Raw genomic sequence first — 25,301 nt, forward strand, 5'->3', positions numbered from 1 at the left:
CCTGCGGCGTTGCGCCTGCGGCGTTGCGCCTGCGGCGTTGCGCCTGCGGCGTTGCGCCTGCGGCGTTGCGCCTGCGGCGTTGCGCCTGCGGCGTTGCGCCTGCGGCGTTGTGTTCCGGTTTGCTGTGTCGTTTCCAGTCGCGGCGGGGCCCGACGGGGCCTCAGCGGACCTTCGCCGCCGCGCCCGGGCGCGGCACGCCGTCGACCGCCGTGCAGATGCCGAAGACCCGGTCGTGGCCCGTCCAGCCGTTGACCCGGCCCCGGTTGTTGCTGATCTGCACCCGGCGGCGGGCGGGCTCCAGCGCCGAGACCAGGTGCAGGTACACCGTGCCCGCGACCCGGGCCAGCACGATGTCACCCACCGCGAGCCCCGCCGGATCGACCGGGGCGACCGTCACCAGCTGCCGGCTGCGGATCAGCGGGACCATCGAGGACCCCGTCGGCCGGAACTCCACCGTCGCCCCCGCGGCCACCCGGGCCGCCACCGCGTCCATCGCTCCCATCGGACGAGCGTCCCAGCCGTCCGGCCCCGCCCGCCACCGGTTTCCCGGCCCGCCCACCGGGGCTTATTCGATCGACTGCGACCCGCCCCGCCTGCTACTTTGCGGATCCGATCGAGCCGGGAGGGGAGCCGCGCCATGGAGCAGCAGGACCAGGAGCGGCAGGCACTCGCCCGCGCCGCCCGCCGGGCCGCCCTGGTGGCGCGGATCCGCGCGGCGAACGCCGAGACGCTGGAGAGGCTGGCCGACCTGTGAACACCCGTCAGCCGTTCACCGACCACCTCGACGCGGAGGACGTGCTCTTCCTGATGGGGGAGGCCGCCGTGCTCCGCGAGCCCTCGCTGCTGCACTCCGCCCTGGGCCGTCCGCAGGCCACCGCCTTCGGCGCGGACGCCTACCCGGACACCTGGTCCAAGGCGGTCGCCCTCGGCGAGTCCCTGGCCCGCAACCACCCCCTGACGGACCGGAACAAGCGCACCGCCTTCGAGTCGATGCTGCTCTTCCTGGACTACAACGGGCAGCCCTACACCGACCCGCACCCGGACGCGGCGGTGGAGTTCGTCCTGCGCCTGGCCCAGGGCGGCTACGCGGGGCAGTTCGAAACCGCGGTCACCGACTTCCGCCGGATGCTCGGCGAGGAGTGACCTGGTGCCCCACGGGCGGGTGCTTGGCCGCCGGGCAATCCGGGCATGAACCGGACAACATTCGCGCCGGGGAGCCCCGGCCGACCGGGGGAGCCCACCCATGACCGTGGCACGCCGCACACTGCTCACCGGAGCCGCCGCCACCCTGGCCGGCGCGCTCGGCGGACTCGCCCTCCCGGGCGCCGCCCGCGCCGCAACGGCCGTTCGCGGCACGGCCGTTCGCGGCGCGTCCCTCGCCGGTGCCACCCCGGGCGGGGTGCCCACCGCCGACTGGATGGGGCGGCTCGACGCCGGCCGGTCGCTGCTCGGCCTGACCGTTCCGGGCACCCACGACTCGTGCTGCACCGACCCCGCCCACGGCACCGAGTGGTCGCACACCCAGAACTGGGGCGTCCCCGAGCAACTCACCCAGGGCGTGCGCTTCCTGGACATCCGCTGCAACGGACTCCAGGGCACCGCCGACGACCTGGGGATCTACCACTCGGACGCCTACCAGTACGTCCGGCTGCAGGACGTCCTCGACCAGTGCCGGGCGTTCCTGGCGGCCCACCGGGGCGAGACGATCGTGATGCGGCTGCGCAACGAGAACGCGGGCGGCCAGGCGCTCGACGCCGCCGAGTTCCGCCGCCGGGTCAACCACTACCTCGACGACCTCGGCTACCGCCCGCTGTTCCACCTCTCCGGCTGGCCCACCCTCGGCACCGCCCGCGGCCGGATCGTCCTGGTCGCCGACTTCGCCAACGACTGGGGCGTCATCCAGTGGTCCAGCGGCAGCAACGCCTACTTCCGCACCCAGGACCTCTGGCAGATCGACCAGCTCTTCCCGCTCCCGGCCAAGGGCCGCGCGATCACCCAGCAGTTCGACGCCGCCGTCGCGGACCCCTCCTCCCCGCAGATGTACGTCAACTTCCTCAGCTACGCGGGCGGTTACTGGCCCAAGAGCGCCGAACAGACCCTGATGGACCAGTCGATCTACCCGTACCTCACCGCCCACGCCGGGCGCCCCGGCCGCTACGGCATCGTCCCGATGGACTTCCCCGACTTCCACGTCAACGTCCTGCAGCTGCTGATCGACCAGAACTTCACCGCCTGATCCGGGCACCGTCGCAACCGAGTCGCCCGGCCGCCCGGTCCACGGGCCCCGTCCTCCCCGACGGGGCCGGGCGGCGCGAACCGGCCGGGCCGGGGTGTTCGAACAGCTCAACGGCCGGGCTGGCATATGCTGCCGGATGGTCAGCGAGGACCGCCACCGACGTCCGCAGGAGTGCCCGATGAGTGACCACGCGTCAGAAGACCGCACCACGATCCCGATCGGCGTCGTCGGACTCGGCGACATCGCGCAGAAGGCCTACCTCCCGGTCCTCACCGCGCAGCCCGGCATCGACCTGCGCCTGATGACCCGTGACCGGGCCAAGCTCGACCGGATCGGTGACGCCCACCGGCTCCCGTTCCGCACCACCGACCTCGACGAGCTGATCGACTCCGGCATCCGGGCCGCGTTCGTGCACGCCGCCACCGACCAGCACGTGCCGATCGTCGAGAAGCTGCTCACCAGCGGCGTCGACGTCTACGTGGACAAGCCGCTCGCCTACGACCTCGACGGCGCCCGCCGCCTGGTCGACCTCGCCGCGCACACCGGACGCTCGCTGCTGGTCGGCTTCAACCGCCGCCACGCGCCCGGCTACCTGCTCGCCGCCGAGCGCCCGCGCGACCTGATCGTCCTGCAGAAGCACCGCGAGGGCCTGCCCGAGGCCGCCCGCACCCTGGTCTACGACGACTTCATCCACGTCGTCGACAGCCTGCGCTTCCTGGTCCCCGGCGAGATCGAGCACGTCGACGTCCGCTCCCGCACCCGCGACGGCCTGGTCGAGCACGTGGTGCTCACCCTGGCCGGGCGGGGCTTCACCGCGCTCGGCATCATGAACCGGGTCTCCGGCTCCACCGAGGAGGTCCTGGAGGTCTCCGGCGCCGACGCCAAGCGCGAGGTGCACAACCTGGCCGAGGTGATCGACCACAAGGGCCAGCCGACCGTCCGGCGGCGCGGCGACTGGGTGCCGGTCGCCCGCCAGCGCGGCATCGAACAGGTCGTGCTGCACTTCCTCGACGCGCTCCGGGCCGGCAAGACCCTCGACGCCACCGACGCGCTGCGCACCCACGAGCTGTGCGAGCTGATCGTCCGGCGGATCGAGGCCGAGGCGGCCTGACCCGCCGGAGCACCGGAGGTCGGTCGACGCTCTGTCAGCGGTGCAGCAGCACCGAGACGGTGTCGTCCTGCGCGGCCGCCACCACCAGGTCGAGGCGGTGGCGGCCGGTGAGGTCGCCCGCCGCGATGCCGTTCGGCGTCGAGTACTGACCTCGGCCGACGCGGTAGGCGTCCGGGGCGCGGAACGTCCCGTCGCCGTTGCCGCGCAGCAGCGCCGCCGTGTTGCCGCCCGTCGCCACCGCCAGGTCGGTCCGGCCCGGGCGGGTGAACGCACCGGCCACCAGCGCGTGCGGGTCCTCGCCCGCCAGGACCTCGCGCTGCGGGCCGAAGGTGCCGTCGCCGCGGTTCAGCAGCACCCGAACGGCCGTGCTGTCGTCCACCACCGCCAGGTCCGGGTGCCGGTCGCCGTCGAAGTCGCCGACCGCCAGCGAGACCGGGACGCCCGAGGTCCGGTAGCGGGCCGGGGCGCCGAGCGTGCCGTCGCCGCGACCGGGGAACACCGCGACCTCGCTCACGCCGTCCAGCGCCACCGCCAGGTCGAGACGACCGTCGCCGTCCAGGTCGACCGCCGCCAGCGAGGCCGGGTTCGAGTTCTCCCCGGTCGGGTAGCGCACCGGGGCGTCGAACCCGCCGTCCGGGCAGCCGTGCAGCAGCTCCACCGCCTGCTCGCCGAGACCGGCCACCACCAGGTCAGGCCGCCCGTCCCCGTCGAAGTCGCCCAGCGCCACCGCGTCGGGGTACGCCCCGACCGGGATCCGGCGCTCCGGCTCGAAGTCGTTGCGGCCCCGCCCGAGCAGCAGCGAGACGGCCGCGCCGTCCTGATCGGCCGTCAGCACGTCCGCCCGGCCGTCGCCGTTCACGTCCCCCACCACGAGCGCGCTCGGGCCCGGGCCCACCCCGAACACCCGCTGCGGCGCGAGGCGGCCGTCCCCGTACCCGGCCAGCAGCGAGACCGTCCCGTCGCCCGTGTTCGCCACCACCACGCTCGGCGGCCCGTCCCCGGCGAACCGCCCCACCGCGACCGCCCGCGGATCACGTCCCACCGGATAGTCCGCCTTCGCCCGGAACACCCGCCCCTCGGCCCAGGCCCCGCCCGCACCCCCGACCGCGACCCCCACCGCCACCAACCCCGCCAGCCACCCGCTCCGCCGCATCCGCCGACCTCCGCTCCGCACCACTTCCGTCCCGCCCATGCTCACCCGTTCGCCGACGAACCCCCGGCACCGACACCCCCGCCTCCCCGGAACGGAGCACCTCACGCCCCCGGTGGTCCCCGCCGCTCCCACGGGCTCAGGAGAACAGCAACTCCCAGGTGAGCGGGCCCGGGTAGCCGTCGGCGGCACCGGCCAGCTCCGGGCGTGAACGCTGGAAGGCGGCGACGTTGCGGCGGTCGGCCTCGCCCCAACTGCGGCTCGGGCCGACCCGGTAGGCGCCCCCGAAGCCCTTCCGGACCAGCTGCCGCCCCAGTTGCAGCACGAAGTCGTTGACCTGCCCCGGCCCGAACTTGTCCCGGCCGGGGAACGGCGGCGGCCCGGCGGGCGCGGCCGGTACGGCCGGCGGGATGTCGCTGCCCCCGCCGGTGACCAGCAACTCCCAGGTGCGCGGCCCCGGGAGACCGTCCGCGTCGCCGCCCGTCCAGCCCTGCGCCCGCTGGAACGCGGCGGTCGCCGCCCGGTCCGCCTCGCCCCACTCCGGCCCCGGGCCCACCCGGTAGAACCGGCCGCCCCCGCGCCCGACCAGCATCCGGCCGAGCCGGGTGACGTACGCGTTCGACCGGCCCGGCCCGAACGCGTCCGCCCCCGGGAAGGCGTCCGGACCCGGAGCCTGTTGGCCGCTCGGCGCGGACACCGCGGCGGACGGCGTGCCACCCAGCGCCGGGTCGGCGGAGACGGTGCCCTCGGGGTAGGCGGGGACGCCGTAGCCGTACGGGGAGCCGGGGCCGCGGCGGTTGCGGGTGCGGCGGTAGACGCCGTCGCCCTGCGGGGAGCCGTCGAGGTTGGTGTTGCCCTCGACGGTGGTGATGGTGTCGGCGTCGTAGGCGACCACCACGCCGGTGTGGGTGCCGCCGTCGGGGCCGAGGTAGAACGGGCCGCCGAGCACCGGATATTCGGTCCAACGGCCTTGCTGCTTCCACCAGTTGACGGCGTAGAGGCAGGAGGCGGTGATCGGCCAGAGTCCGTCCATGCCGACCTGGTGCGCGCCCCAGGACTCGAAGGTGGCGCACCAGGGCTGGCCGTCGGACCACTCCAGGCCGGGGGTCTCGGTGCTGTAGCGCTGGTGGTTGTTCCAGCTGCCGTCGGGGTCGCGTCCCTCGTGCTGACCGACCTGACCGAGCAGCAGAGCCACGAATTCATTGCGCATGGGGTCCTCCAGGGCGCGCTGAACAGCCCGGACCCCGAAAGGCCGGGCGACGCAAGGGAGATACGGCAGCCCCACCGGTCACGGCAGCGGCGGGCCACGGAAGAACGGGCGAAGAACGGCAGGCGCGGACGGGCACCGCCGGAACGGGGACGTAGAGGGAGGAACGGTGCGGGAGGGAGAGCCGGCCGTCAGCGGCGGAGCGCCCCCGCCGGGGCCGCGACGCCCGACCCGGGAACGGCCGACAGACCGTCCATACCCGCTACTACCAGCGTCGAAGCCTCCAGTCGGTGGAGAGCCGGGCGTGCCCGGATGTTCCTTGACAGAGCATCTGTTCGAGCGGGAACCTACGGAGCCGAGGCAGGGGCGCGGGACCGTGTGGACGCGTGCTCGGACGGAAGGGCGGAAGGTTTTCGTGCAGCACTTCATCACGGCCGCGCCGTCAGGACCGCCGACGGCGGCGAAGTTCCTGCTCCTCCTCTGCGGGGCGTGGTTCTCGATGTGCGGGACTGTGCTCCTCGTCGCCTCGGACCGGGTGGCAGCCTTTTTCGCCGAGCAGCGCAAGAACATTCCGTCGCCCACCTTCCGCACCACCGTCTCGGCGGCCGCGGTGAGCAGTTACGGAGCCGTCTCCCTCGTCGTCGGCATCGGGCTGCTGGGAGGCGCTGTCTACTTGTTGTTCGTCCGGTGACCGGTGCCGGGCACAGCTCTCCCGACCGGGCGTTCCCCCACCGGGGCGTCCCGAGTGACGGGTCGGTCCAGAAGTCCGCTGTGCGGCCGGGGCCGGTCAGTCGGTGCGGGCGGGGAGGCGTCCGGCGGCTGTGCGGCGGGTGAGGCGGCGGTGTTCCCGGTCGGCCCAGGTGCGGGCCCGGGAGGCGGGGAGGGGGGTGCCGTGGCCGACGTAGAGGGTGGTGGGGGAGAGGGCGAGCATGGCGCGGAGGCTGGTGAGGTTGCGGCGGGGATCGTCGTGGAAGGGCGGGGCGGCGGGGCGGCCGGGGAGCAGGCCCATGAAGGAGTTGGCGATCAGGTCGCCGGCGACCAGGGCGCCGTCCTCGGTGAGGACCGAGATCGAACCGGCGGTGTGGCCCGGCGTCGGCATGATGCGGGCGGCCAGCCCGAACTCGTCCAGGTTCGTCTCGCCGCGCACCACCAGCTCCGGCTCGCACGGCTCGGCCGCGACGTGCAGCTTCCGGTTGCGGGCCATCAGCCGTCCCATCGGGCCGGTCGGCAGGTAGGGCTCGCGGACCCGGCCCGAGCGGTACGGCCCGAGGTCGGCGGCGTGCCCGGCCAGCGGGGCGCCGGTGAGCCGGTGCAGTTCGGCGGCCGAGCCGAAGTGGTCGAGGTGGCCGTGGGTGAGGACGATCAGCGCCAGGTCGGCGGGGTCCACGCCGTGCGCGGCGATCCCGTCGTGGATCCGCCGGCCGCTGCCGGGCGTCCCGGCGTCCACCAGCACGGGGCGGCGGCCGAGCAGCAGGTAGGCGTTGATGTGGTGGCGGCCCAGGACGGGGATCGGGACGACCTTCGTACGGGACGCGGCGGTACGGGACACGGTTCTCCTCCGGGAGGTGACGGGGGCGTGCGGGCACGCCGGAGTACGGCCGCTGCACGAACGCGAACAGCCTTGCAGGGAAAGGAAAGTGACGATCAGTCAGAAACGGCGGCGGTACTCGGCGGGCGTGGTGCCCAGCCGTCGCCGGAAGACGCGGTGCAGCGTCTCCACGGAGCCGAGGCCGCTGGCGGCGGCGACCTCCGGCAGGCTGCGGGAGCCGTCCGCCAGCAGCCGCCGGGCGGCCTCCAGTCGGGCCGCCTCCACGTAGGCGGCGGGGGTGGTGCCGGTGCGCTGCCGGAACAGCCGGGTGAAGTGCCGGGCGCTCAGATGGGTGCGGGCGGCCAGGACGTCCAGCGAGAGTTCCGCGGTGAGGTGGTCGGCGATCCAGCGGCGCACCTCGTCGATCGGGTCGTCCACGTCGGCCGGGACGGACAGCGGCACGCTGAACTGGCTCTGCCCGCCGGGGCGTTTGACGTACATCACCATCATCCGGGCGGTGGCCAGGGCGAGTTCGGGGCCGTGGTTCTCGGCGACCATGGCGAGCGCCATGTCCATCCCCGAGGTGACGCCCGCGCAGGTCCACACCGAACCGTCCCGGACGAAGATCGGGTCGGGGTCGACCCGGACGCCGGGGTGGTCGGCCGCCAGCCGGTCGGCGGTCAGCCAGTGGGTGGTGGCGGGGCGGCCGTCCAGCAGCCCGGCGGCGGCCAGCAGGTGCGCCCCGGCGCAGACCGAACCGATCCGCCGGGTCCGGGGCGACACCGTGCGCAGCCAGTCGACCAGCGGACGGTCGACCACCGGCTCCACCCGGCCGCCGTCGGCGAGTTCGATCGCGCCCGCCACCAGCAGGGTGTCCACCGGGTCGGCCGGCCCGGCGGGAGCCACCTCGGCGAAGGCCAGGTCGGCCAGCAGCCGGACCCCGCCTGAGCTGGCCACCGGGCCGCCGTCGGCCGTGGCGATCCGCACCCGGTAGCCGGGGCGGTCGGCGCCGGCCACCCGGGAGGCGACCGAGAACAACTCGGCCGGTCCGGTGACGTCCAGCAGCTCGATCCCGGGGAAGGCGGCGATCACGACGTGGTGCGGTGCGGGCATGCCCCGATCCTTCCGCCCGGCCGGGACGGCCGCAACGACCAGGATCTGTCAGATCGGGCCATCCAGCGGGGAGTGCCGGCCCGGGTGGTCGATCCGGTCCGGCAGCGGCTCGAACGGGGGGTCGGCGGGACGGGCCCGGAAGACGGGGGAGGAGCCGAACACGCTCAAGTGGCCCTGGAGGCTGCGGCGCACGGAGACGCCGAAACCGTCGGGGGCTTCACCGCTCGCCACCCGCGGGTGGTGGTCGGCGAGCCGGGTCCGCCAGCCCGACCGCCGCCAGGCGGCCAGCACCGCTTCCAGCAGCGGATCGGGCCCGGCGGCCCCGGCAGCGGCCTCGGCGGCCTCGGCAGAGTCGAAGGGCTCGACCCCGAGCACCCAGTAGGCGGCGCGCAGGTACGCGGTGTCGTCGCGCTCGCCCGGCTCGTACAGGACGTCGTCGGACGGCACGACCCGCTCGTTGCCGAAGACCGCCGTCGGCAGCCCGGGGTGCCGGTGGACCAGTGCCGTCCCGGCCGGCAGCGCCCGCAGGGTCTCGGTGAGGTGGCGCAGCAGCAGCCCGCGCGCCTCGTTCTCGGTCAAGTCCCGCACGTGAAAGGCTCCTTGTCGACGCACCGGCCGGGGAGGGGACGGCCGTTCGGCGAGTATGCCCGGGGCGGGCGGCCGGGGCCAACGGGGCCGGGGCCGGCGGGGACGGGTAGGGTGGGCGGCAGGCCGTGACTGGCGCACAGGGTGGAGTACCACCGGGGAGCGGCCCGACACCTCGTCACTGCCGCGCGCCTGGGCGAACCCGCCACGAGCCCGGGAGCGCCGAGCCCATGCCGCACACCCCTGACACCCCTGACACCACCGACACCTCCGAAACTTCCGGCACTTCCCACCCGAAGGACCAACTCGCCCCGCAGCAGGCGAGGTTGATGGACGGCACCGGCCCGGCCCGCCGGATCACCGAACGGACGGCGGCGGCCGCGGCCGCGCTCCGGGAGCGGACGGGCGTCGCCCCGTGCCTGGCCACCGTGCTCGTGGGCGAGGACCCGGCGTCGGTGACGTACGTCCGGATGAAGCGGGCGCGGTGCGCGAAGGCCGGGATCGAGCCCCGGCACCTGGCGCTGCCCGCGGGCGTCAGCACGGCCGAACTCGTCGACAGGGTAGGGGAGTTGTCGGCCGACCCGGCGGTGCACGGCATCCTGCTGCAGCACCCGGTCGGGCCGCACATCGACGAGCGGGCGGCGTTCGAGGCGATCGCCCCGGCGAAGGACGTGGACGGCGTCACCATGCACTCCTTCGCCGCGATGGGCTTCGGCCTGCCGGGCTTCGCCTCCTGCACGCCCGGCGGCATCCTCCGACTGCTGGACGAGTACCAGGTGGACCTGCGCGGCAAGCACGCGGTGGTGGTCGGCCGCAGCGCGATCCTCGGCAAGCCCGCCGGGATGCTGCTGCTCGGCCGGGACGCCACCGTGACGTACTGCCACTCCCGGACCCGCGACCTGCGCGCGATCGTCCGCGAGGCGGACGTCCTGGTGGCGGCGGTCGGCCGGGCCCGGTTCCTCACCGGCGAGGACATCAAGCCCGGCGCCGTGGTGATCGACGCGGGCTACAACGAGGGCAACGTCGGCGACGTCGACTTCGAGTCGGCCCGCACCCGGGCCTCGCTGATCACCCCCGTCCCGGGCGGCGTCGGCCCGATGACCATCGCCGTCCTGCTCGCCCAGACGGTCGAGGCCGCCACCCGCCAACTCGCCACCGCCTGACGGCCGTTCACCGGCCCGGCCGACCTGCCGCGTCGCAGCACACCGCGTCGCACCGCACCGCGCCCGCACTGTCGGCCGGGCCGGTTAGGCTCCCGCCGCACCACCCGCGACGGAGCAGAGAGGCGGGCCGAGCCCGATGAGCGACCCGCGACGACGGCGGCGGCAGGACCGACCCGCCGGGCAGCCCTGGGACGCCCGGCGGGCCCGGCGCGCCGTGCTCGACCACCTGCTCGCGCTGCTCGCCGCCTCGCCCTGGTCCGAAGCACTGGTGCTGCGCGGCAGCATGGTGCTGCCCGCCTGGCTCGGCCCGGCCGCGCGCGAGCCCGCCGACCTGGACTTCCTGGTCCCGCCGTCCACCCTGGTCCCGATCGACCCCCTCGACCCGTACCCGTACCTGCCCGACCTGTCCGCCGTCCAGCAGTGGCCGGAAGCCGCCGACGGGGCCGGGGCCCACCAGATGTGGGAGTTCGAGGAGTTCGACGCCGGCGGCCTGCGCGCCCACCTCCCGCCCGAGGGCCTGCACTGGGTACCGGAGGCCGAACCCGAGTCCACCGGCCCGGACGAGATGCTGCGCGAACTGGTCGAACGGAACCCGCAGGTCGCCCCGGGCCTGCTGCTCGACCCGGCCTCCGTCCGGGAGAGCGGCACCTGGACGTACGACGACGAGAACGTGCCCGGCGTCGGCGTCGAAGTCCGTTGGCTCACCGAGGACATCGGCGCTGAGAGTACCGACCCGGAGGGCACTGTCACGGAGGGCACCGTTACGGAGAGCATCGTCACGGAGGGCACCGTCAGGGTCGACTTCGCCCGCGACGAACGGATGCCCGCGCCGCCCGTCCGGACAGCCGTCCCGCGCGGCGACGGCACCGGTGCCACGGTGGTCCGCACCCCGAGCCCCGAACTCGCGCTCGCCTGGAAGCTGCTCTGGCTGCACACCGACGCCGAACGCGCCCGCGCCAAGGACCTGTACGACGCCGTCCTGCTCGCCGAACGCTGCGCCCACACCCTCGACCCGGCCCTGCTGCGCCGCGTGATCGCCCGCGAACCCGGCCACCCGGGCACCCTCGCCACCGTCCTCCTCCCCGAGGTCCCCGCCGACTGGGCCGACCTGCTCGCCGCGCACCCCGGCCACCCGGTGCTGCACGGCCCCGCCGAGGCGTGGGCCGCCCGCCTGCGCACCGCGCTCGCCCCGCTGACGGATCAACTGGCGAATCAGCCGACGGATCAGTCGACGGACATCAGCTGACGGGCCGTCAGTAGGGGGCCGGAAAACCGGAGGCGCCGCGCCCCGACCGGTCGGTACGTTGGTCGGATGCGCCTGACGAAGTACGCCCATGCCTGCGTCCGGATCGAGGACGGCGACCGCTCCCTGCTGATCGACCCGGGGTGCTGGACCGACCCCGCGGCGTTCCACGGCGTCCGCGCCGTGCTGATCACGCACGAGCACGCCGACCACGTCGACGAGGAGCTGCTGGCCGCGGCCCGCGCCGCCCGACCGGAGCTGGAGGTGTACACCCACCCGGCGCTGGCGGCCGAGATCGGCGGCCGACCGGTCGAGGTGGGGGAGCGCTTCACGGCGGGCGGGTTCGAGGTCCGCGCGGTCGGCGGGCGGCACGCCGTGACCATCGACAACCACCCGAACTGCGCGAACCTCGGCTACCTGGTCGAGGGCGTCTACCACCCGGGCGACGCCCTGGACGTCCCGGACGAGGACGTCCGCGCCCTGCTGCTACCCGCCTCCGGGCCCTGGCTGGCGCTGCGCGCGGCGATCGAGATGGTGCGCGCCGTCCGCCCGGAGCGCACCTTCCCGATCCACGACGCCAACCTCAGCGAGATCGGCATGGCGAACTTCGACGGCTGGCTCGGCGGCGAACAGAGCACCCGCTACGCCCGGATCGCCCTCGGCGCCTCCGCCGACCTGGACTGACCGGCGCCCCCTGACTGACCGGCCACCCCTGCCCGACCAGTTGGCTCGGACGGACCAGTTGACTCGGACGGACCGGCTGACCCGGACGGACCGGCTGACCCGGACGGGCCGACCGATGCCCCGGCGATCCCTGACGGACCATCACTGGCCCATCACGTAGCGGACGGTGGGCCCGGCGGTCCAGCCGCCGTCCACCGCCAGCTCCGCACCGGTGACGTAGGACGCGGTGCCGGAGAGCAGGAAGACCGCGGCGGCCGCGATCTCCGGCGCCTCGCCCACCCGGCCCATCGGCGTGTTGGGGGGTAGTTGCCCTCACCCCGCCGGATGCCGGTGGATGCCGTCATGGGGGTGTACGTCATGCCCGGGTGCACCGAGTTGACCCGTATCCGGTCCGCGCTCAGCTCCACCGCGCCGATCTTGGTCAGGCCGCGCACGCCCCACTTCGAGGCGCCGTACCCGGCCGTCAGCGCCAGGCCCATCAGCCCGGCCGCCGAGGAGACGTTCACCACCGAGCCGTCGCCCGTCGCCCGCCGCCCGCAGCGCCGGGACGACGGCCTTCATGCCGATGAACACGCCCGCCAGGTTGACGTCGGGCACCTTGCGGAAGCGCTCCACCGACTCCGCCACCAGCAAGCTGCCGGCGGAGATGCCCGCGTTGTTGACCAGCCCGCGCACCGCGCCGAACTCGGCCTGCGCGTACGCCACCACCCCGGCCCACTCCCGCTCCGAGGTAGGGCATCCCTCCCCGGGCCTGCGGTCCGTCCTGCTGCTGGTCCTGCTGCTGCTCCTGCTGTGCGGGCTCCCGTCCGGTGGTCGGCGCTCGAACGACCAGTGCCCCAAGACGCCTGGGAACTCGCTGGGAACCCCGCCGCGCGGCGGAGGAATCTCCAAGACGTCCTTGCTAGCTTCGGGTCGCATGATCGACTCGTCCCCCTCGGCAGCCCGGTCACGCTCCCTGGCGCACCACGCGCTGGCCCGGCTCAAACCACGCCACCTCGCCTGGCCGCTGTTCGCCCTGGCGTTCTGGCGCTACCTGGCGGTCTACGGCCTGCCCTACGCGAACGACGTGGTCTTCCTCTGGCTGATCGCCGCGCTGGTCGCGGCGTCCGTGCACAGCGGCGGCCGCAAGGGCTGGCTGCGCGTCCTGCGCGACTGGGTCCCGGTGATGGCCGTGGTCTGGGTCTACTCGGCGCTCCGCGGCTACGGGGCGCACACCCCCTGGCGGCCGCACTACGCCCCGCAGATCGCCTTCGACGAGGTGCTCGGCTTCGGCCAGACCTGGACGGTGCGCCTGCAGCACTGGCTCTACCACCCCGGCGATCCGCAGTGGTACGACTACGCCGCCGTCACCGTCTACATGTCGCACTTCTTCGTCGTCTTCGTGATCCTCGCGGTGCTGTGGAAGCGCGACCACGCCCGGTTCCGCCGTTTCCTTTCCTCCTACCTGACGATCACCTTCATCGGCTTCGTCACCTACGTCCTCTACCCCGCCGACCCGCCGTGGCTGGCCGCCCTGGAGGGCCACCTGCCGGCCGTCAACCGGGTCGTCGCCACCGTCCTCGACAACAGCGGACTGCACCGGGCCGGCACCATCTTCGAGAACGGCAGCAGGTTCGCGAACGACGTGGCCGCGATGCCCTCGCTGCACGCCGCCTACCCGATGATGATCGCCCTGGCCTTCTGGCCGAAGGCTGGCCGGGCCCTGCGCATCCTGCTCGCCGCGTACCCCCTGGCGATGGCCTTCACTCTGGTCTACGGCGCCGAGCACTTCATCATCGACATCCTGGTCGGCTGGGCCTACGCCTGGGCGGTGGTCACCCTGGTGAACCGGCTGGCGGCCCGTTGGACGGTACACCGCACCGCGAAGCGGACGGCTGCCGCCGGTGCCGGTTCCGCCGACACCGCCGGCTCCACCCCGGCGGACGCGCTCGCTCCGGTGGCCCCGGCCGTCCCGGTGGCCCCGGCCGTCCCGGCCGCCGAGCGGCCCGCCACCGCTCGGTTGGGCTGAGCGAGGCCACCCGTCCACTGGCCCGAGGGCCCCGGTCCGGCACCGCCGGGTCGGGGCCCTTCCGCCTGCGGCGAGCGGGTGCGGTGGGCGGGTGCAGCGGGCGGGTGCGGTGAGCGATCACTGGGAGCGCCCTGGACATTCGCTGGGAATCCGCCAGGGGGACGTTCGCGCTGGTGGGCCGCCCGAGTGAAGCTGACGGTCCGTCAGTACCGGTTCCCACGGCCCTCGGCGGCGGGCTGCGGTGAAGGCTTTGCCAATCCGTGGCGGAGTCTTGTTCCGTGCCCGGGTAGCGTCGTGCGGAGCCCAGCAGGAGGACCCACCATGGCCGCACCCCACGCACCGTCCACGCCCGGCGGGCGTCCCCTGGCCGCCGTCCTGCCGACGGCCCGATGATCTCCGGTCACCTCGCCGCACCCGCCCTCTGGGCGCTCCTGACTCCGCTGGGCGTCGTGCTCTCCGGCGTCGGCCTGGCCTCGACCATCCGGATCCGCCCCGGCGCCGACCGGCCCCGCGACCACCTGCTCGGCCCGCTGCTGATCGCCGCCGGCATCCTGGTCGCCGGCCTCGGCCTCTGGCTGCTCTGAACCCGGACGCCGCGCCGCGCTACCGGACCGTCCCCTCCCCGACGGGCGCAGCGGCGGGTTCCGCGGCTGCGGTGTGCGACTCCCCGGCCTCGGCGAACCAGTGGCCGATCGAGGTCCACCGGAACCCCGCCCGCCAGGCCGGCTCCCCGGTGGCCCAGCCCACCACGGCGGCCGTCGCCCGCTCCGCCGACACCGTCAGCGTCCGGTAGTGCTCCGCCGGGACCCCGTCCCGGTACTCCACCTCGAAGACCCCGTTCTCCGCCAACCGGACCTGCACGTACCAGTCGCCCGCCGGTTCGTCCGGCCCGAACCGCTCCACGATCAGGAAGGAGTCCCCGCGCTGCAGGTTGGCCACCATCAGGCCGAGGGCCACCGGCCCCGGATCGCGCATCGACAGTCCGCGCTCGGTCATCGCGTGAAGCATGCGTGGAGCATCCCGCACCGCACCGACAATCCACCGACCGGGGTGCCCGCCCGACGCCCCGTCACCACCCCGACCGACCTTCGGAGCCAACGGCCCGTCAGCTCACCGGACAGGCCCCCTCCAGCGCCGACAGCTCACCCACCGCCAACAGCAACTCGAACGGGAACTCCCGATCGGCCTGCCCAACCGCCAATCCCACCCACCGGCCCGCCCCACTTCGCCCCCCGGCCACCCCGCCACCTCGCACCATCGCCCCGCACCCGCCGTCCACCCTCCTCCTCCCTCCGTCGTCCGTCGCCGGTGGCACACTGTCCGGACGTCGACCAGGAGTCGCGGCCGAGGCCCACGACCGGCGGAGAGGACAACGGCAGTGAGCGTGATCGTGGAGTTCTTCGCGTCCCCGGACGACACCTCCGCCGCACTCACCGCCCCGACCGGCCCCGGCCGGGCCCTCCCCTCCTGCCGCTTCGGCAACTTCGACGCCGAGGGCGCGATCCTGGAGTGGGAGAGCGCACTGACGGGCGATACCGTCGAAGCACTGATCGAGGCCGACGAGCCACGCTGGCTCACCGCCCCCGACAACAGCGGCTGCCTGGTCCTCGCCCTCTCCCCGCGCCTGACCACCGCCCTGGCCACCGCCACCCCGGCCCAACTGGACGAGACTGTCGGAACCTGGACGGCGGAGGCCCCCGCCCTCGCCCCGGAGACCGCCACCGAGATCCTCACCGAGCTGGCCGCCCTGGCCACGACCGCCCACCACAACGGCGAGTCCCTGTACTGCTGGACCGTCTGAGGACTGCCCCGTGAGCGGGCGCCGACCTGCTCCTGCTCGCGGCCGTACCCGGTCGGCCACCCGGTGAGCCCGCCGCAGGAGCACGAGACCGGTGCCCGGACGGCCGCCGCCGGCGACGACCTCCGGCCACGGGCTGACCCGTCCCACCGGCGGTGGACGCTCCTCGCTCCTCCGGGCCCCACCGTGCTGCCGGGCAGCTCTGTCGGCACCTGCTGTCATGCTGTCCCCCATGGCACACCCGGGCTCCCGTACGAAGACGACGGACTGCTGGCTGCTGCCGGAAGACGAAGCCTCGGTCGGGCAGCGGATCGCCGAACTCCTGCCCGGCGCCGGGTGGCTTTGCAGCCAACCGGGCCCGTTGGGCCTGCACCAGGTGCATGTGCATCCTTCGGTCCAGGATGCCCTGCGGTGCGGTGGCGTCCAGGCTCTGCTGGCCCTGCCGGCGGGAGCGGCCGCCCCGGCGGGCGTCCAGGACCTGACCGGATCCGCCACCGGACCGGGTCGGCCGAGCGCAGTGGTCCAACTGCTGTGCTCGCGACGCAGGCAGAACCGCAACGGGGAAGTCTTCGACGCCGGCCGCCTCGCGGTGCGCTGGTTCGAACCCGAGGTCGGGCCCGAGATGCACCGGCTCCTGACCGAACAGACGCGCACCGTCTGGCGGGCTCTCCGGGCAGCAACCCGGCCGGCCCCGGTCGAGACCGCGGCCGGCCATCGGATCTCCGGCATGCGGATCGGCCGTGCGGCCCACGCATTCGCCACCGACACGGGCATCCCACTCGCCCGCGGCGTCTCCCAGTACTTGCGCCCGACCACCACGTCCACCGGGAACCAGCCACCCGGCAACCGCGAGTAGACAGCGGGACAGCCATCGGCAGACCAGTGGCCGTGGCCGAACAAATCGGCTGCTCGCGGCACCCGTTCGGCACTAACGTCCCCACCATGGGAACCCCGCAGCGGCGCCGTGCCGCGTAGACCTCCGCGCGCGGTGCGCGCCGCCACCGCCGACCGCACGACGCCCGGAACCGCCAGCACGCTGCTGCTCGGCGCCTGCCCGGGACCGCCGGCCTGTACTGCCCTGCACAGCTACCTCTTCGTCGACGGACTCGACCTGATCACCCGCACCAACGCCACTGCCCTCGGCGCCCCGCCCGCCGAACTGCTGCGCCCGGGCGGCCCGCTCCACCCGGCCGACCGGCCCCGAACCGTCCGGGTGACCGTCGCGGACGCCGCCGCCGAAGTACGGTTCCAACTCCGCCTCCGCAGCCGGACGGTGACCTGGAGCGACCTGGCCTACCCGGACGCCGACGGCCACCTCGTCGAGGAAGTCCGCTTCGACCTGCCCCGGTACCTCGCCGAACTCGAACACGCCGCCCTGCGCTTCGGAGCGTGATCAAAAATCCCCGACGGCGATGTTCCGCCTGCGGCAGACTGACGGCCCGACGACGGAGAGGTGGAAACATGGGCGGGGAAAGGCAATTCCGGACGGTCGACGGACCGGAGGCGGCCCACAAGCGACGCCGAGGAGCAGCGCGACGGCGAACGGCTGCCCGCCCGTCGGAGCCCCGCCGCCGTCTCGGCCGCACCGCGCACCCGGACGGTGGTGCCTGAGTGGACGCCGACGATTGGGACGGGTACACCCGCGGCCCCTCCCTGCCGCCGCCGCTCACCGAGGCCGAAGTCGCCGAGGCCGAGCGGCAGTTCGGGGTATCCTTCCCGACGGAGTACCGCACCTACCTGCTGACCGTGAGCGCGGGCCTGGCTGTCACCCGACTCGAACGGACGGGGCAGGGCTGGCGCTGGGCCGGGGACGATCCGGTGCGGCGCGGGCTGCTGGCGCTGCCCTTCCCCCACCCCGACTCCTACGTCGCGGCCGAGGGCGTACTGGAGGGGCGTTGCCCCGAGCCGGCGGACTTCCCCGACGAGCAGTCCTACGAACGGGCCCGTGGCGACTGGCTGGAGGAGTGCGACGATTTCGAGGACCGGAAGACGGCGGGCGCGATCGTCGTCCAGGAGCACGGCTGCGGCTTCAGCACCCTGCTGGCGATCACCGGCCCGCTGGCCGGCACCATGTGGTGGGACGGCCGGGCCACCTGCGAGCTGATCCTCCCGCTGTCCCTCGACCACTCGGGCGGCGCGGAGCCCGTCACCTTCGGCCAGTGGCTGGGTCGCGACTCCTGGAGCCTGCTGCCGCCCGGTTGGGGGTGACGGCGGCCGGGCCCACCTCCGCCGGTGGCCGATTCTCGTGCTGCGCCTACGCCCGGAGCCCTCTCCGGCGAGAAAAACAAGCACGCGTGCTTGATTTGTTGTCGCTCCGGTGACACGCTCGGTCGCGGCCGGACCCGCACGGGACCGCTGGCGCGGACCGTCGACCGGCCAGGCCATTCAGCGGATGAACGGCCATGCGGTGCAGGCGAGTCGGGGAAGTCGGGGAGGTGCCGTGCTGCGGATCGGCAATGCGTCGGGGTTCTACGGCGACAGGTTCGGGGCGTTCCGCGAGATGCTCGCGGGCGGCCCGCTGGACGTCCTGACCGGCGACTACCTGGCCGAGTTGACGATGCTGATCCTGGCCCGTGACCGGCTGCGCGACCCGGGGCTCGGCTACGCCAGGACCTTCCTGCGGCAGGCCGAGGAGTGTCTCGCGCAGGCGCTCGACCAGGGGGTGCGGATCGTGGTCAACGCGGGCGGCCTCAACCCGGCCCGGCTCGCCGACGCACTCGGCGAACTCGCCGAACGGCAGGGGCTGAGCGTCCGGATCGGCCACCTCACCGGCGACGAACTCCTGCCCAGGGCAGCCGAGTTCGGCTGGACGGGGGAGGGCGCCGACCCACGGCCGCTGCTCGCCGCCAACGCCTACCTGGGCGCGTACGGGATCGCCGAGTGCCTGCGCGGCGGCGCGGACGTGGTGGTCACCGGGCGGGTCACCGACGCCGCGCTGGTGGTCGGCCCGGGCATCGCCCACTACGGCTGGACGCCCGCCGACCTGGACGCCCTCGCCGGGGCGGTGGTGGCCGGGCACGTCCTGGAGTGCGGCGCCCAGGCCACCGGCGGGAACTACGCGTTCTTCACCGAGCACGACACCGACCACCCGGGCTTCCCGATCGCCGAACTGCACGCCGACGGCAGCAGCGTGATCACCAAGCACCCGGGCACCGGCGGCGCGGTCACCGTCGAGACCGTCACCGCCCAACTCCTGTACGAGACCGGCGGACCGCGCTACCTCGGGCCGGACGTCACCGCCCGCCTGGACACCGCCGCCCTCACCCAGGACGGCCCGGACCGGGTCCGGATCACCGGGGTGCGCGGCGAGGCCCCGCCCGCCACCCTCAAGGTCGGCCTCAACCGGCTCGGCGGCTACCGCAACGAGCTGGTGTTCGTCCTGACCGGACTCGACATCGAGGCCAAGGCCGCACTCGTGCAACGGCAGTTGACCCGCGCCCTGACCCCGGACGCCCCACCCTCCGCCCCGCCCTCGGACCCGTCCCCCGGAACGCCCGCCGCTCCTCCCGCCGCCCCTCCCGCCGAACTGCGCTGGACGCTGGCCCGCACCGACCACCCGGACGCCGACACCGAGGAGTCCGCGAGCGCCCTGCTCCGCCTCACCGCCCGCGACCCGCAGGAACACCGGGTCGGGCGCGCCCTCACCGCCGCCGCCGTCGAACTCGGACTGGCCGGCTACCCGGGCTTCCACCTGACCGCTCCGCCCGGAAAGGCCACGCCCTACGGGGTGTTCGAGGCGAAGTACGTGGACGCCAAGGCGGTCGAACAAGTGGCCCACCTGCCGTCCGGTGACCGAATAACCATTCCCGCACCCGACCTGACTTTCCACCAGGAACAAACCCCCACCTCCGAGTTGCCGCCTCCGCCGGACCCGAACCCGGACCCGGACCCGTACCGGGGGCCGACCCGCCGGGCGCCGCTCGGCCTGGTCGCCGGGGCCCGCAGCGGCGACAAGGGCGGGGACGCCAACCTCGGGGTCTGGGCCCGCAGCGAGGCCGGCTGGCGCTGGCTGGCGCACACCCTCACCGTCGAGCGCCTGCGCGAACTGCTCCCGGAGACGGCCGACTTGGCGGTGGAGCGGCACCTGCTGCCGAACCTGCGGGCGGTCAACTTCACCATCCACGGCCTGCTCGGCGAAGGCGTCGCCGCCCAGGCCAGGTTCGACCCCCAGGCGAAGGCGCTGGGGGAGTGGCTGCGCTCGCGCCGGCTCGACATCCCGGAGGCTCTGCTGTGACCGTACTGCCGACCCGGCTCGACCCCGCCGCGGCCGAGCATGCCGCCAACCGCGCCGCGATGCTGGCCAAACTCGCCGACCTCGACACCGAGCACGCCAAGGCACTGTCCGGCGGCGGGGCCAAGTACGTGGAGCGGCACCGGAGTCGGGGCAAGCTGCTGGCCCGCGAGCGGATCGAGCTGCTGCTCGACCCGGACTCCGCGTTCCTCGAACTCTCCCCGCTGGCCGCCTGGGGCAGTGACTACCCGGTGGGGGCGGCGCTGGTGACCGGCATCGGCACCGTCGCCGGGACCGAGTGCGTGATCACCGCCAACGACCCGACCGTGCGCGGCGGTTCGTCCAACCCGTGGACGCTCCGCAAGGCCCTGCGGGCCAACGAGATCGCGCTGCGCAACCGGCTCCCGCTGATCAACCTGGTCGAGTCCGGCGGCGCCGACCTGCCCAGCCAGAAGGAGATCTTCATCCCGGGCGGCGCGCTGTTCCGCGACCTCACCCGGCTCTCCGCGGCCGGCATCCCCACCGTGGCCGTGGTGTTCGGCAACTCCACGGCGGGCGGGGCGTACGTGCCGGGCATGTCCGACCACGTGATCATGGTGAAGGAGCGGGCCAAGGTCTTCCTGGGCGGCCCGCCGCTGGTCAAGATGGCCACCGGCGAGGAGTCCGACGACGAGTCGCTCGGCGGCGCCGAGATGCACGCCCGCACCTCCGGACTCGCCGACCACCTCGCCCTGGACGAACCCGACGCCCTGCGACTGGCCCGCCGGGTCGTGCACCGCCTCAACTGGCGCAAGTCCGGCCCCGAGCCGAGGGGTTGCTACGAGCCGCCGAAGTACCCGGAGGACGAACTGCTGGGCATCGTTCCCGGCGACCTGAAGGCGCCGTTCGACCCGCGCGAGGTGATCGCCCGGGTCGTCGACGGCTCCGACTTCGACGAGTTCAAGCCCCGCTACGGCAGCAGCCTGGCGACCGGCTGGGCCGAACTGCACGGCTACCCGGTCGGCATCCTCGCCAACGCCCAGGGCGTGCTGTTCAGCGCGGAGTCGCAGAAGGCCGCCCAGTTCATCCAACTCGCCAACCAGCGCGACATCCCGCTGCTCTTCCTGCACAACACCACCGGCTACATGGTCGGCCGGGAGTACGAGCAGGGCGGCATCATCAAGCACGGCGCAATGATGATCAACGCGGTCTCGAACAGCACCGTCCCGCACCTCTCGGTCCTGATGGGCGCCTCCTACGGCGCCGGCCACTACGGCATGTGCGGACGCGCCTACGACCCCCGCTTCCTGTTCGCCTGGCCCAGCGCCAAGTCCGCCGTCATGGGCCCCCAGCAACTCGCCGGCGTCCTCTCCATCGTGGCCCGCCAGTCCGCCGCCGCCAAGGGACAGCCCTACGACGAGGACGCCGACGCCGCGATCCGCGCCATGGTCGAGCAGCAGATCGAGGCCGAATCGCTCCCCGTCTTCCTCTCCGGCCGCCTCTACGACGACGGCGTCATCGACCCCCGCGACACCCGCACCGTCCTCGGCCTCTGCCTCTCCGCGATCCACAGCGCCCCCGTGGAGGGCGCCCGCGGTTACGGCGTCTTCCGCATGTGACACCCGCGCGCACCGGTGATACCCCCGCATGCCGGTGATGCCCGCACGCGCCCGTGACACCTCCACGCGCCCGTGACAGCCCCACAGGGTGGTGACACCCACACGCACCATTTATGGCATCAAGCGAAAGTTACAGCCTCAAACACTAGTTACGCCTTAAAGCACCAGCTGCGCCCACAAGCGGCAACCGGGGCGCCACGCACCAGTTACGCCACCACGCGCACGTGATACGCCAACGCACCAGTTACACCCTCTAACTCCCGCTAGAAAGGCGAACCGACGGATGATCACCTCCCTGCTGGTGGCCAACCGGGGCGAGATCGCCCGCCGGATCTTCCGCACCTGCCGCAGCCTCGGCATCGCCACCGTCGCGGTCCACTCCGACCCCGACGCCGAGGCCCCGCACGTCCGGGAGGCCGATCTCGCCGTCCGCCTGCCGGGAGCCGCCCCGGGCGACACCTACCTGCGGGCCGACCTGCTGGTCCGGGCGGCGCTCGACGCGGGGGCGGACGCCGTCCACCCGGGGTACGGATTCCTGTCCGAGAACGCCGAGTTCGCCCGCGCGGTGCTCGGCGCCGGACTGACCTGGATCGGCCCGCCGCCGGAGGCGATCGCCGCGATGGGCTCCAAGACCGCCGCGAAAGAGCTGATGGCCCGGGCGGGCGTCCCGGTCCTGACGGTCGGCGCGGAACCCGTCGAGGCCGACCTGCCGCTGCTGGTCAAGGCCGCCGCGGGTGGCGGCGGTCGCGGGATGCGGGTGGTGCGCACCCTCGCCGAACTGCCCGGCGCCCTCGCCGCCGCCCGGGCCGAGGCCGCCGCCGCGTTCGGCGACGACGAGGTGTTCTGCGAGCCCTACCTCCCCACCGGCCGCCACCTGGAGGTGCAGCTGCTCGCCGACGCGCACGGCACCGTGTGGGCCGTCGGCGACCGGGACTGCTCGCTGCAGCGCCGGCACCAGAAGGTGATCGAGGAGGCCCCGGCCCCCGGCCTCGACCCCGCCCTGCGCGCCCGCCTGCACGCCGCCGCCACCACCGCCGCCCGGGCGATCGGCTACCGGGGCGCCGGCACCGCCGAGTTCCTGCTCGCCCCGGACGGACGGCTCGCGTTCCTGGAGATGAACACCCGCCTCCAGGTCGAGCACCCTGTCACCGAGTGCCTCACCGGCCTCGACCTGGTCGCGCTCCAACTCGCCGTCGCCGAGGGCGAGAAGCTCCCCGCCGACCCGCCGCCGAGCCGCGGCTGCGCGATCGAGGCCCGGCTCTACGCCGAGGACCCGGCCCACGGCTGGCGCCCCGCCACCGGCACCCTGCACCTGATCGAAATCCCGGGCGTGGACGTCGAGTTCGCCACCCTCCCGACCGCCGCCACCACCACTGGCCTGCGGCTGGACGCCGGCGTCGGCGACGGCGACCGGATCACCGTGCACTACGACGCGATGCTGGCCAAGGTCATCGCCTGGGCGCCCACCCGCGCCGCCGCCGCCCGCCGCCTCGCCGACGCCCTCGGCCGGGCCCGGCTGCACGGCCCGGCCACCAACCGTGACCTGCTGGTCCGCGCCCTGCGCCACCCCGCCTTCCTCGACGGCGCCGTGCACACCGCCTTCCTCACTGACCACGCCGACGAACTCACCACCAGGGAAGACAAGTTCACGCCACTGGCGGCCCTCGCCGCCGCCCTCGCGGACGCCGCCGCCCGCCGCCCCGGACCGCACGCCCTCCCGTCCGGCTGGCGCAACCTGCCCTCCCAGCCGCAGACCAAGCGCTACCGCCCCGCCGACGCCGACCCCGAACACCCCGCCGGCGCCGCCTTCGACGTCCGCTACCGCCTCACCCGCGACGGCCTGCACGCCGAGGACCACCCAGGCGTCCAACTCCTGCACTCCACCGGGGAGTCCGTCGACCTGCTGGTGGACGGGGTACGCCACCGCTACCGGATCGCCCGCTACGGCGACCGGGTGCACGTCGACGGTCCGACCGGGCACCACGCCCTGGTCGCCCTCGACCGCTTCCCCGACCGCGCCGCCGAACTCGCCCCCGGCACCCTGCTCGCCCCGATGCCCGGCACCGTGGTCCGGGTCGCGGCCCGGGCGGGCGACCGCGTCACCGCAGGCCAACCCCTGCTCTGGCTGGAGGCGATGAAGATGGAGCACCAGGTCACCGCCCCCACCGACGGCACCCTCGCCGCCCTGCACGCCGAGGCCGGCCACCAGGTCGAAACCGGCACAGTCCTCGCCGTCGTCGAACCCGAATCCGACCTCGAACCCGCCCCCGGCCCCGCCGCCGCCCCCGGCCCCGCCGCCGCCCCCGGCCCCGCCGCCGCCCCCGGCCCCGCCGCCGAACCGGGCCCGGGCGCCGTCCCCGCCCCCAGTCCCGCCACCGCAACTGCCTGACCCACGGCCACCGTTCACGCCCCGCCGCCGCACCACCCACTCGGAAACACGGAAAGGACCACCCTCATGTCCGCACCGCTGATCGAGACCGAGGACCGCCGCGCCCTGCGCGAAGCCGTCGCCGCCCTCGGCCGCCGCTACGGCCGCGAGTACTTCCAGCGCAAGGCCCGGGCCGGTGAGCCCGTCGAGGAACTCTGGTCGGAGGCGGCCAAGTTGGGCTACCTCGGGGTCAACCTGCCCGCGGAGTACGGCGGCGGGGGTGCGGGCATCGCCGAACTCGCCGTGGTACTGGAGGAGTTGGGCGCGGCCGGCTGCCCGCTGCTGATGCTGATCGTCTCCCCGGCGATCTGCGGCACCGTGATCGCCCGGTTCGGCACCGAGGAGCAGAAGCAGCGCTGGCTGCCCGGACTCGCCGACGGCACCCGGGTGATGGCGTTCGGCATCACCGAGCCCGACGCCGGCTCCAACTCGCACCGGATCTCCACCGTCGCCCGCCGCGCCGACGACGGCAGCGGCGACTGGCTGCTCAGCGGCCGCAAGGTGTTCGTCTCCGGCATCGACCACGCCGATGCCGTCCTGTTCGTCGGCCGCACCGAGGACGCCCGGACCGGGAAGCTCAAGCCCGCGCTGTTCGTCGTCCCGCGCGAGAGCCCGGGCTTCGAGTACCGCCCGATCCCGATGGAACTCACCGCCCCGGAACGGCAGTTCCAGGTCTTCCTGGACGACATCCGGCTGCCCGCCGACGCCCTGGTCGGCGACGAGGACGCGGGGCTGCTGCAACTGTTCGCGGGCCTCAACCCGGAGCGGATCATGACGGCCGCGTTCACTCTCGGCATCGCCCGCTACGCCCTCGACACGGCCGTGGCCTACGCCCGCACCCGCACCGTCTGGGACCGGCCGATCGGCGCCCACCAGGGCATCGCCCACCCGCTCGCCCAGTGCGCCATCGAGGTCGAACTCGCCCGCCTGATGACCCAGAAGGCCGCGCAGCTCTACGACGCGGGCGACGACCTGGGTGCGGGCGAGGCCGCCAACATGGCCAAGTACGCGGCCGGCGAAGCCTCCTGCCGCACCGTCGACCAGGCCGTCCAGACCCTCGGCGGCAACGGCCTCACCCAGGAGTACGGCCTGGCCGCGCTGATCACCGCCACCCGGGTCGGCCGGGTCGCGCCCGTCAGCCGGGAGATGATCCTCAACTACGTCGCCCAGCACACCCTGGGCCTGCCCCGCTCCTACTGAGCCCACCGGCGGAACGGA

The 25,301-nt window shown here is 74.1% G+C and carries 24 protein-coding genes, 1 pseudogene and 1 riboswitch; of the genes and pseudogenes, 17 read left to right on the forward strand and 8 right to left on the reverse strand.

Going from position 1 to position 25,301, the window contains the following annotated elements; genetic code table 11:
- Window positions 1–160: 160 nt before the first annotated feature.
- The gene (locus ACIOHG_RS19085) at window positions 161–502 is read right to left on the reverse strand and encodes a S26 family signal peptidase (protein ID WP_400951879.1); all 342 of its coding nucleotides are present in this window, start codon (window positions 500–502) and stop codon (window positions 161–163) included.
- A 248-nt stretch (window positions 503–750) separates the two neighbouring features.
- Here ACIOHG_RS19085 and ACIOHG_RS19090 point away from each other — a divergent pair, with 248 nt between their 5' ends.
- The 3 genes from ACIOHG_RS19090 (at window position 751) to ACIOHG_RS19100 (ending at window position 3,347) form a co-directional block, all read left to right on the forward strand.
- Window positions 751–1,143 carry a type II toxin-antitoxin system death-on-curing family toxin gene (locus ACIOHG_RS19090; protein ID WP_400951881.1) on the forward strand — a complete coding sequence of 131 codons (393 nt, stop codon included), beginning with the start codon at window positions 751–753 and terminating at the stop codon, window positions 1,141–1,143.
- Between the two features lie 100 nt (window positions 1,144–1,243).
- Window positions 1,244–2,236, forward strand: a complete 993-nt coding sequence (locus ACIOHG_RS19095; protein ID WP_400951883.1) for a phosphatidylinositol-specific phospholipase C — start codon at window positions 1,244–1,246, stop codon at window positions 2,234–2,236.
- A 211-nt stretch (window positions 2,237–2,447) separates the two neighbouring features.
- On the forward strand, window positions 2,448–3,347 hold the full coding sequence (locus ACIOHG_RS19100) for a Gfo/Idh/MocA family protein (RefSeq protein ID WP_400952203.1): 900 nt from the start codon (window positions 2,448–2,450) through the stop codon (window positions 3,345–3,347).
- Between the two features lie 34 nt (window positions 3,348–3,381).
- On the opposite strand, the gene ACIOHG_RS19105 is transcribed toward ACIOHG_RS19100, so the two are convergent.
- Both ACIOHG_RS19105 and ACIOHG_RS19110 read right to left on the reverse strand, forming a co-directional pair.
- Window positions 3,382–4,389 carry an FG-GAP repeat domain-containing protein gene (locus ACIOHG_RS19105; protein ID WP_400951885.1) on the reverse strand — a complete coding sequence of 336 codons (1,008 nt, stop codon included), beginning with the start codon at window positions 4,387–4,389 and terminating at the stop codon, window positions 3,382–3,384.
- A gap of 247 nt (window positions 4,390–4,636) precedes the next feature.
- The gene (locus tag ACIOHG_RS19110) at window positions 4,637–5,707 is read right to left on the reverse strand and encodes a peptidoglycan-binding protein (protein ID WP_400951886.1); all 1,071 of its coding nucleotides are present in this window, start codon (window positions 5,705–5,707) and stop codon (window positions 4,637–4,639) included.
- A 412-nt stretch (window positions 5,708–6,119) separates the two neighbouring features.
- Between ACIOHG_RS19110 and ACIOHG_RS19115 the strand changes: the two genes are divergently transcribed.
- The gene (locus tag ACIOHG_RS19115; protein ID WP_400951889.1) at window positions 6,120–6,395 is read left to right on the forward strand and encodes a hypothetical protein; all 276 of its coding nucleotides are present in this window, start codon (window positions 6,120–6,122) and stop codon (window positions 6,393–6,395) included.
- Between the two features lie 96 nt (window positions 6,396–6,491).
- Here the strand turns inward: ACIOHG_RS19115 and ACIOHG_RS19120 are convergent, their stop codons facing one another.
- From ACIOHG_RS19120 to ACIOHG_RS19130, 3 genes are all read right to left on the reverse strand, one after another.
- Entirely contained in the window at window positions 6,492–7,253 is a 762-nt protein-coding gene (locus tag ACIOHG_RS19120) for an MBL fold metallo-hydrolase (protein WP_400951891.1), read from the reverse strand.
- A gap of 99 nt (window positions 7,254–7,352) precedes the next feature.
- A complete protein-coding gene (locus ACIOHG_RS19125) occupies window positions 7,353–8,345 on the reverse strand; it encodes a GlxA family transcriptional regulator (RefSeq protein WP_400951893.1) in 993 nt (330 codons plus the stop codon).
- A gap of 48 nt (window positions 8,346–8,393) precedes the next feature.
- The gene (locus tag ACIOHG_RS19130) at window positions 8,394–8,933 is read right to left on the reverse strand and encodes a hypothetical protein (protein WP_400951894.1); all 540 of its coding nucleotides are present in this window, start codon (window positions 8,931–8,933) and stop codon (window positions 8,394–8,396) included.
- Window positions 8,934–9,048: 115 nt separating this feature from the next.
- Window positions 9,049–9,135, forward strand: a riboswitch (ZMP/ZTP riboswitch).
- Window positions 9,136–9,259: 124 nt separating this feature from the next.
- On the opposite strand from ACIOHG_RS19130, the gene ACIOHG_RS19135 reads away from it, so the two are divergent.
- The 3 genes from ACIOHG_RS19135 to ACIOHG_RS19145 all read left to right on the forward strand — a co-directional run bounded on the left by ACIOHG_RS19135 (window position 9,260) and on the right by ACIOHG_RS19145 (window position 12,020).
- Window positions 9,260–10,093, forward strand: a complete 834-nt coding sequence (locus ACIOHG_RS19135; protein WP_400952206.1) for a bifunctional 5,10-methylenetetrahydrofolate dehydrogenase/5,10-methenyltetrahydrofolate cyclohydrolase — start codon at window positions 9,260–9,262, stop codon at window positions 10,091–10,093.
- A 136-nt stretch (window positions 10,094–10,229) separates the two neighbouring features.
- Window positions 10,230–11,339: a nucleotidyl transferase AbiEii/AbiGii toxin family protein gene (locus ACIOHG_RS19140; RefSeq protein ID WP_400951896.1), complete on the forward strand. Its 1,110-nt coding sequence runs from the start codon at window positions 10,230–10,232 to the stop codon at window positions 11,337–11,339.
- A gap of 66 nt (window positions 11,340–11,405) precedes the next feature.
- Window positions 11,406–12,020: an MBL fold metallo-hydrolase gene (locus ACIOHG_RS19145; protein WP_400951897.1), complete on the forward strand. Its 615-nt coding sequence runs from the start codon at window positions 11,406–11,408 to the stop codon at window positions 12,018–12,020.
- Between the two features lie 141 nt (window positions 12,021–12,161).
- Here ACIOHG_RS19145 and ACIOHG_RS19150 read toward each other — a convergent pair.
- Window positions 12,162–12,752, reverse strand: a pseudogene (locus tag ACIOHG_RS19150) (SDR family oxidoreductase); the annotation flags it as partial.
- 184 nt (window positions 12,753–12,936) lie between these two features.
- Here ACIOHG_RS19150 and ACIOHG_RS19155 point away from each other — a divergent pair.
- Window positions 12,937–14,028, forward strand: a complete 1,092-nt coding sequence (locus ACIOHG_RS19155) for a phosphatase PAP2 family protein (protein ID WP_400951900.1) — start codon at window positions 12,937–12,939, stop codon at window positions 14,026–14,028.
- A 389-nt stretch (window positions 14,029–14,417) separates the two neighbouring features.
- Complete coding sequence (locus ACIOHG_RS19160) at window positions 14,418–14,612, forward strand: hypothetical protein (protein WP_400951903.1); 195 nt, start codon at window positions 14,418–14,420, stop codon at window positions 14,610–14,612.
- 19 nt (window positions 14,613–14,631) lie between these two features.
- On the opposite strand, the gene ACIOHG_RS19165 is transcribed toward ACIOHG_RS19160, so the two are convergent.
- The gene (locus ACIOHG_RS19165; protein WP_400951905.1) at window positions 14,632–15,024 is read right to left on the reverse strand and encodes a hypothetical protein; all 393 of its coding nucleotides are present in this window, start codon (window positions 15,022–15,024) and stop codon (window positions 14,632–14,634) included.
- Window positions 15,025–15,406: 382 nt separating this feature from the next.
- Here ACIOHG_RS19165 and ACIOHG_RS19170 point away from each other — a divergent pair, with 382 nt between their 5' ends.
- The 8 genes from ACIOHG_RS19170 (at window position 15,407) to ACIOHG_RS19205 (ending at window position 25,283) form a co-directional block, all read left to right on the forward strand.
- Window positions 15,407–15,829 (forward strand): hypothetical protein, encoded by a 423-nt coding sequence (locus tag ACIOHG_RS19170; protein ID WP_400951907.1) that lies wholly within the window; start codon window positions 15,407–15,409, stop codon window positions 15,827–15,829.
- Window positions 15,830–16,058: 229 nt separating this feature from the next.
- The gene (locus ACIOHG_RS19175; protein ID WP_400951908.1) at window positions 16,059–16,682 is read left to right on the forward strand and encodes a hypothetical protein; all 624 of its coding nucleotides are present in this window, start codon (window positions 16,059–16,061) and stop codon (window positions 16,680–16,682) included.
- A gap of 132 nt (window positions 16,683–16,814) precedes the next feature.
- Entirely contained in the window at window positions 16,815–17,219 is a 405-nt protein-coding gene (locus ACIOHG_RS19180) for a hypothetical protein (protein WP_400951910.1), read from the forward strand.
- A gap of 218 nt (window positions 17,220–17,437) precedes the next feature.
- Window positions 17,438–18,034 carry an SMI1/KNR4 family protein gene (locus ACIOHG_RS19185; RefSeq protein WP_400951912.1) on the forward strand — a complete coding sequence of 199 codons (597 nt, stop codon included), beginning with the start codon at window positions 17,438–17,440 and terminating at the stop codon, window positions 18,032–18,034.
- A gap of 184 nt (window positions 18,035–18,218) precedes the next feature.
- A complete protein-coding gene (locus ACIOHG_RS19190) occupies window positions 18,219–20,060 on the forward strand; it encodes an acyclic terpene utilization AtuA family protein (protein ID WP_400951914.1) in 1,842 nt (613 codons plus the stop codon).
- Window positions 20,057–21,655 carry an acyl-CoA carboxylase subunit beta gene (locus ACIOHG_RS19195; RefSeq protein ID WP_400951916.1) on the forward strand — a complete coding sequence of 533 codons (1,599 nt, stop codon included), beginning with the start codon at window positions 20,057–20,059 and terminating at the stop codon, window positions 21,653–21,655. Before ACIOHG_RS19190 ends, ACIOHG_RS19195 begins: the two co-directional genes overlap by 4 nt.
- Window positions 21,656–21,938: 283 nt before the next feature.
- A complete protein-coding gene (locus ACIOHG_RS19200; RefSeq protein ID WP_400951918.1) occupies window positions 21,939–24,044 on the forward strand; it encodes an acetyl/propionyl/methylcrotonyl-CoA carboxylase subunit alpha in 2,106 nt (701 codons plus the stop codon).
- A 66-nt stretch (window positions 24,045–24,110) separates the two neighbouring features.
- Complete coding sequence (locus tag ACIOHG_RS19205) at window positions 24,111–25,283, forward strand: acyl-CoA dehydrogenase family protein (protein WP_400951919.1); 1,173 nt, start codon at window positions 24,111–24,113, stop codon at window positions 25,281–25,283.
- The last annotated feature ends 18 nt before the right edge of the window (window positions 25,284–25,301 follow it).

Source organism: Kitasatospora sp. NPDC088134, assembly GCF_044741705.1.
Lineage (GTDB): Bacteria > Actinomycetota > Actinomycetes > Streptomycetales > Streptomycetaceae > Kitasatospora.

Excerpts from the sequence above, each read along its gene's own strand:
- ACIOHG_RS19085 (WP_400951879.1), bottom strand. The coding sequence starts at position 502 with ATGGGAGCGATGGACGCGGTGGCGGCCCGGGTGGCCGCGGGGGCGACG.
- ACIOHG_RS19095 (WP_400951883.1), top strand. The coding sequence starts at position 1,244 with ATGACCGTGGCACGCCGCACACTGCTCACCGGAGCCGCCGCCACCCTG.
- ACIOHG_RS19110 (WP_400951886.1), bottom strand. The coding sequence starts at position 5,707 with ATGCGCAATGAATTCGTGGCTCTGCTGCTCGGTCAGGTCGGTCAGCAC.
- ACIOHG_RS19125 (WP_400951893.1), bottom strand. The coding sequence starts at position 8,345 with ATGCCCGCACCGCACCACGTCGTGATCGCCGCCTTCCCCGGGATCGAG.
- ACIOHG_RS19135 (WP_400952206.1), top strand. The coding sequence starts at position 9,260 with ATGGACGGCACCGGCCCGGCCCGCCGGATCACCGAACGGACGGCGGCG.
- ACIOHG_RS19140 (WP_400951896.1), top strand. The coding sequence starts at position 10,230 with ATGAGCGACCCGCGACGACGGCGGCGGCAGGACCGACCCGCCGGGCAG.
- ACIOHG_RS19145 (WP_400951897.1), top strand. The coding sequence starts at position 11,406 with ATGCGCCTGACGAAGTACGCCCATGCCTGCGTCCGGATCGAGGACGGC.
- ACIOHG_RS19155 (WP_400951900.1), top strand. The coding sequence starts at position 12,937 with ATGATCGACTCGTCCCCCTCGGCAGCCCGGTCACGCTCCCTGGCGCAC.
- ACIOHG_RS19160 (WP_400951903.1), top strand. The coding sequence starts at position 14,418 with ATGATCTCCGGTCACCTCGCCGCACCCGCCCTCTGGGCGCTCCTGACT.
- ACIOHG_RS19165 (WP_400951905.1), bottom strand. The coding sequence starts at position 15,024 with ATGACCGAGCGCGGACTGTCGATGCGCGATCCGGGGCCGGTGGCCCTC.
- ACIOHG_RS19175 (WP_400951908.1), top strand. The coding sequence starts at position 16,059 with ATGGCACACCCGGGCTCCCGTACGAAGACGACGGACTGCTGGCTGCTG.
- ACIOHG_RS19190 (WP_400951914.1), top strand. The coding sequence starts at position 18,219 with ATGAACGGCCATGCGGTGCAGGCGAGTCGGGGAAGTCGGGGAGGTGCC.
- ACIOHG_RS19200 (WP_400951918.1), top strand. The coding sequence starts at position 21,939 with ATGATCACCTCCCTGCTGGTGGCCAACCGGGGCGAGATCGCCCGCCGG.
- ACIOHG_RS19205 (WP_400951919.1), top strand. The coding sequence starts at position 24,111 with ATGTCCGCACCGCTGATCGAGACCGAGGACCGCCGCGCCCTGCGCGAA.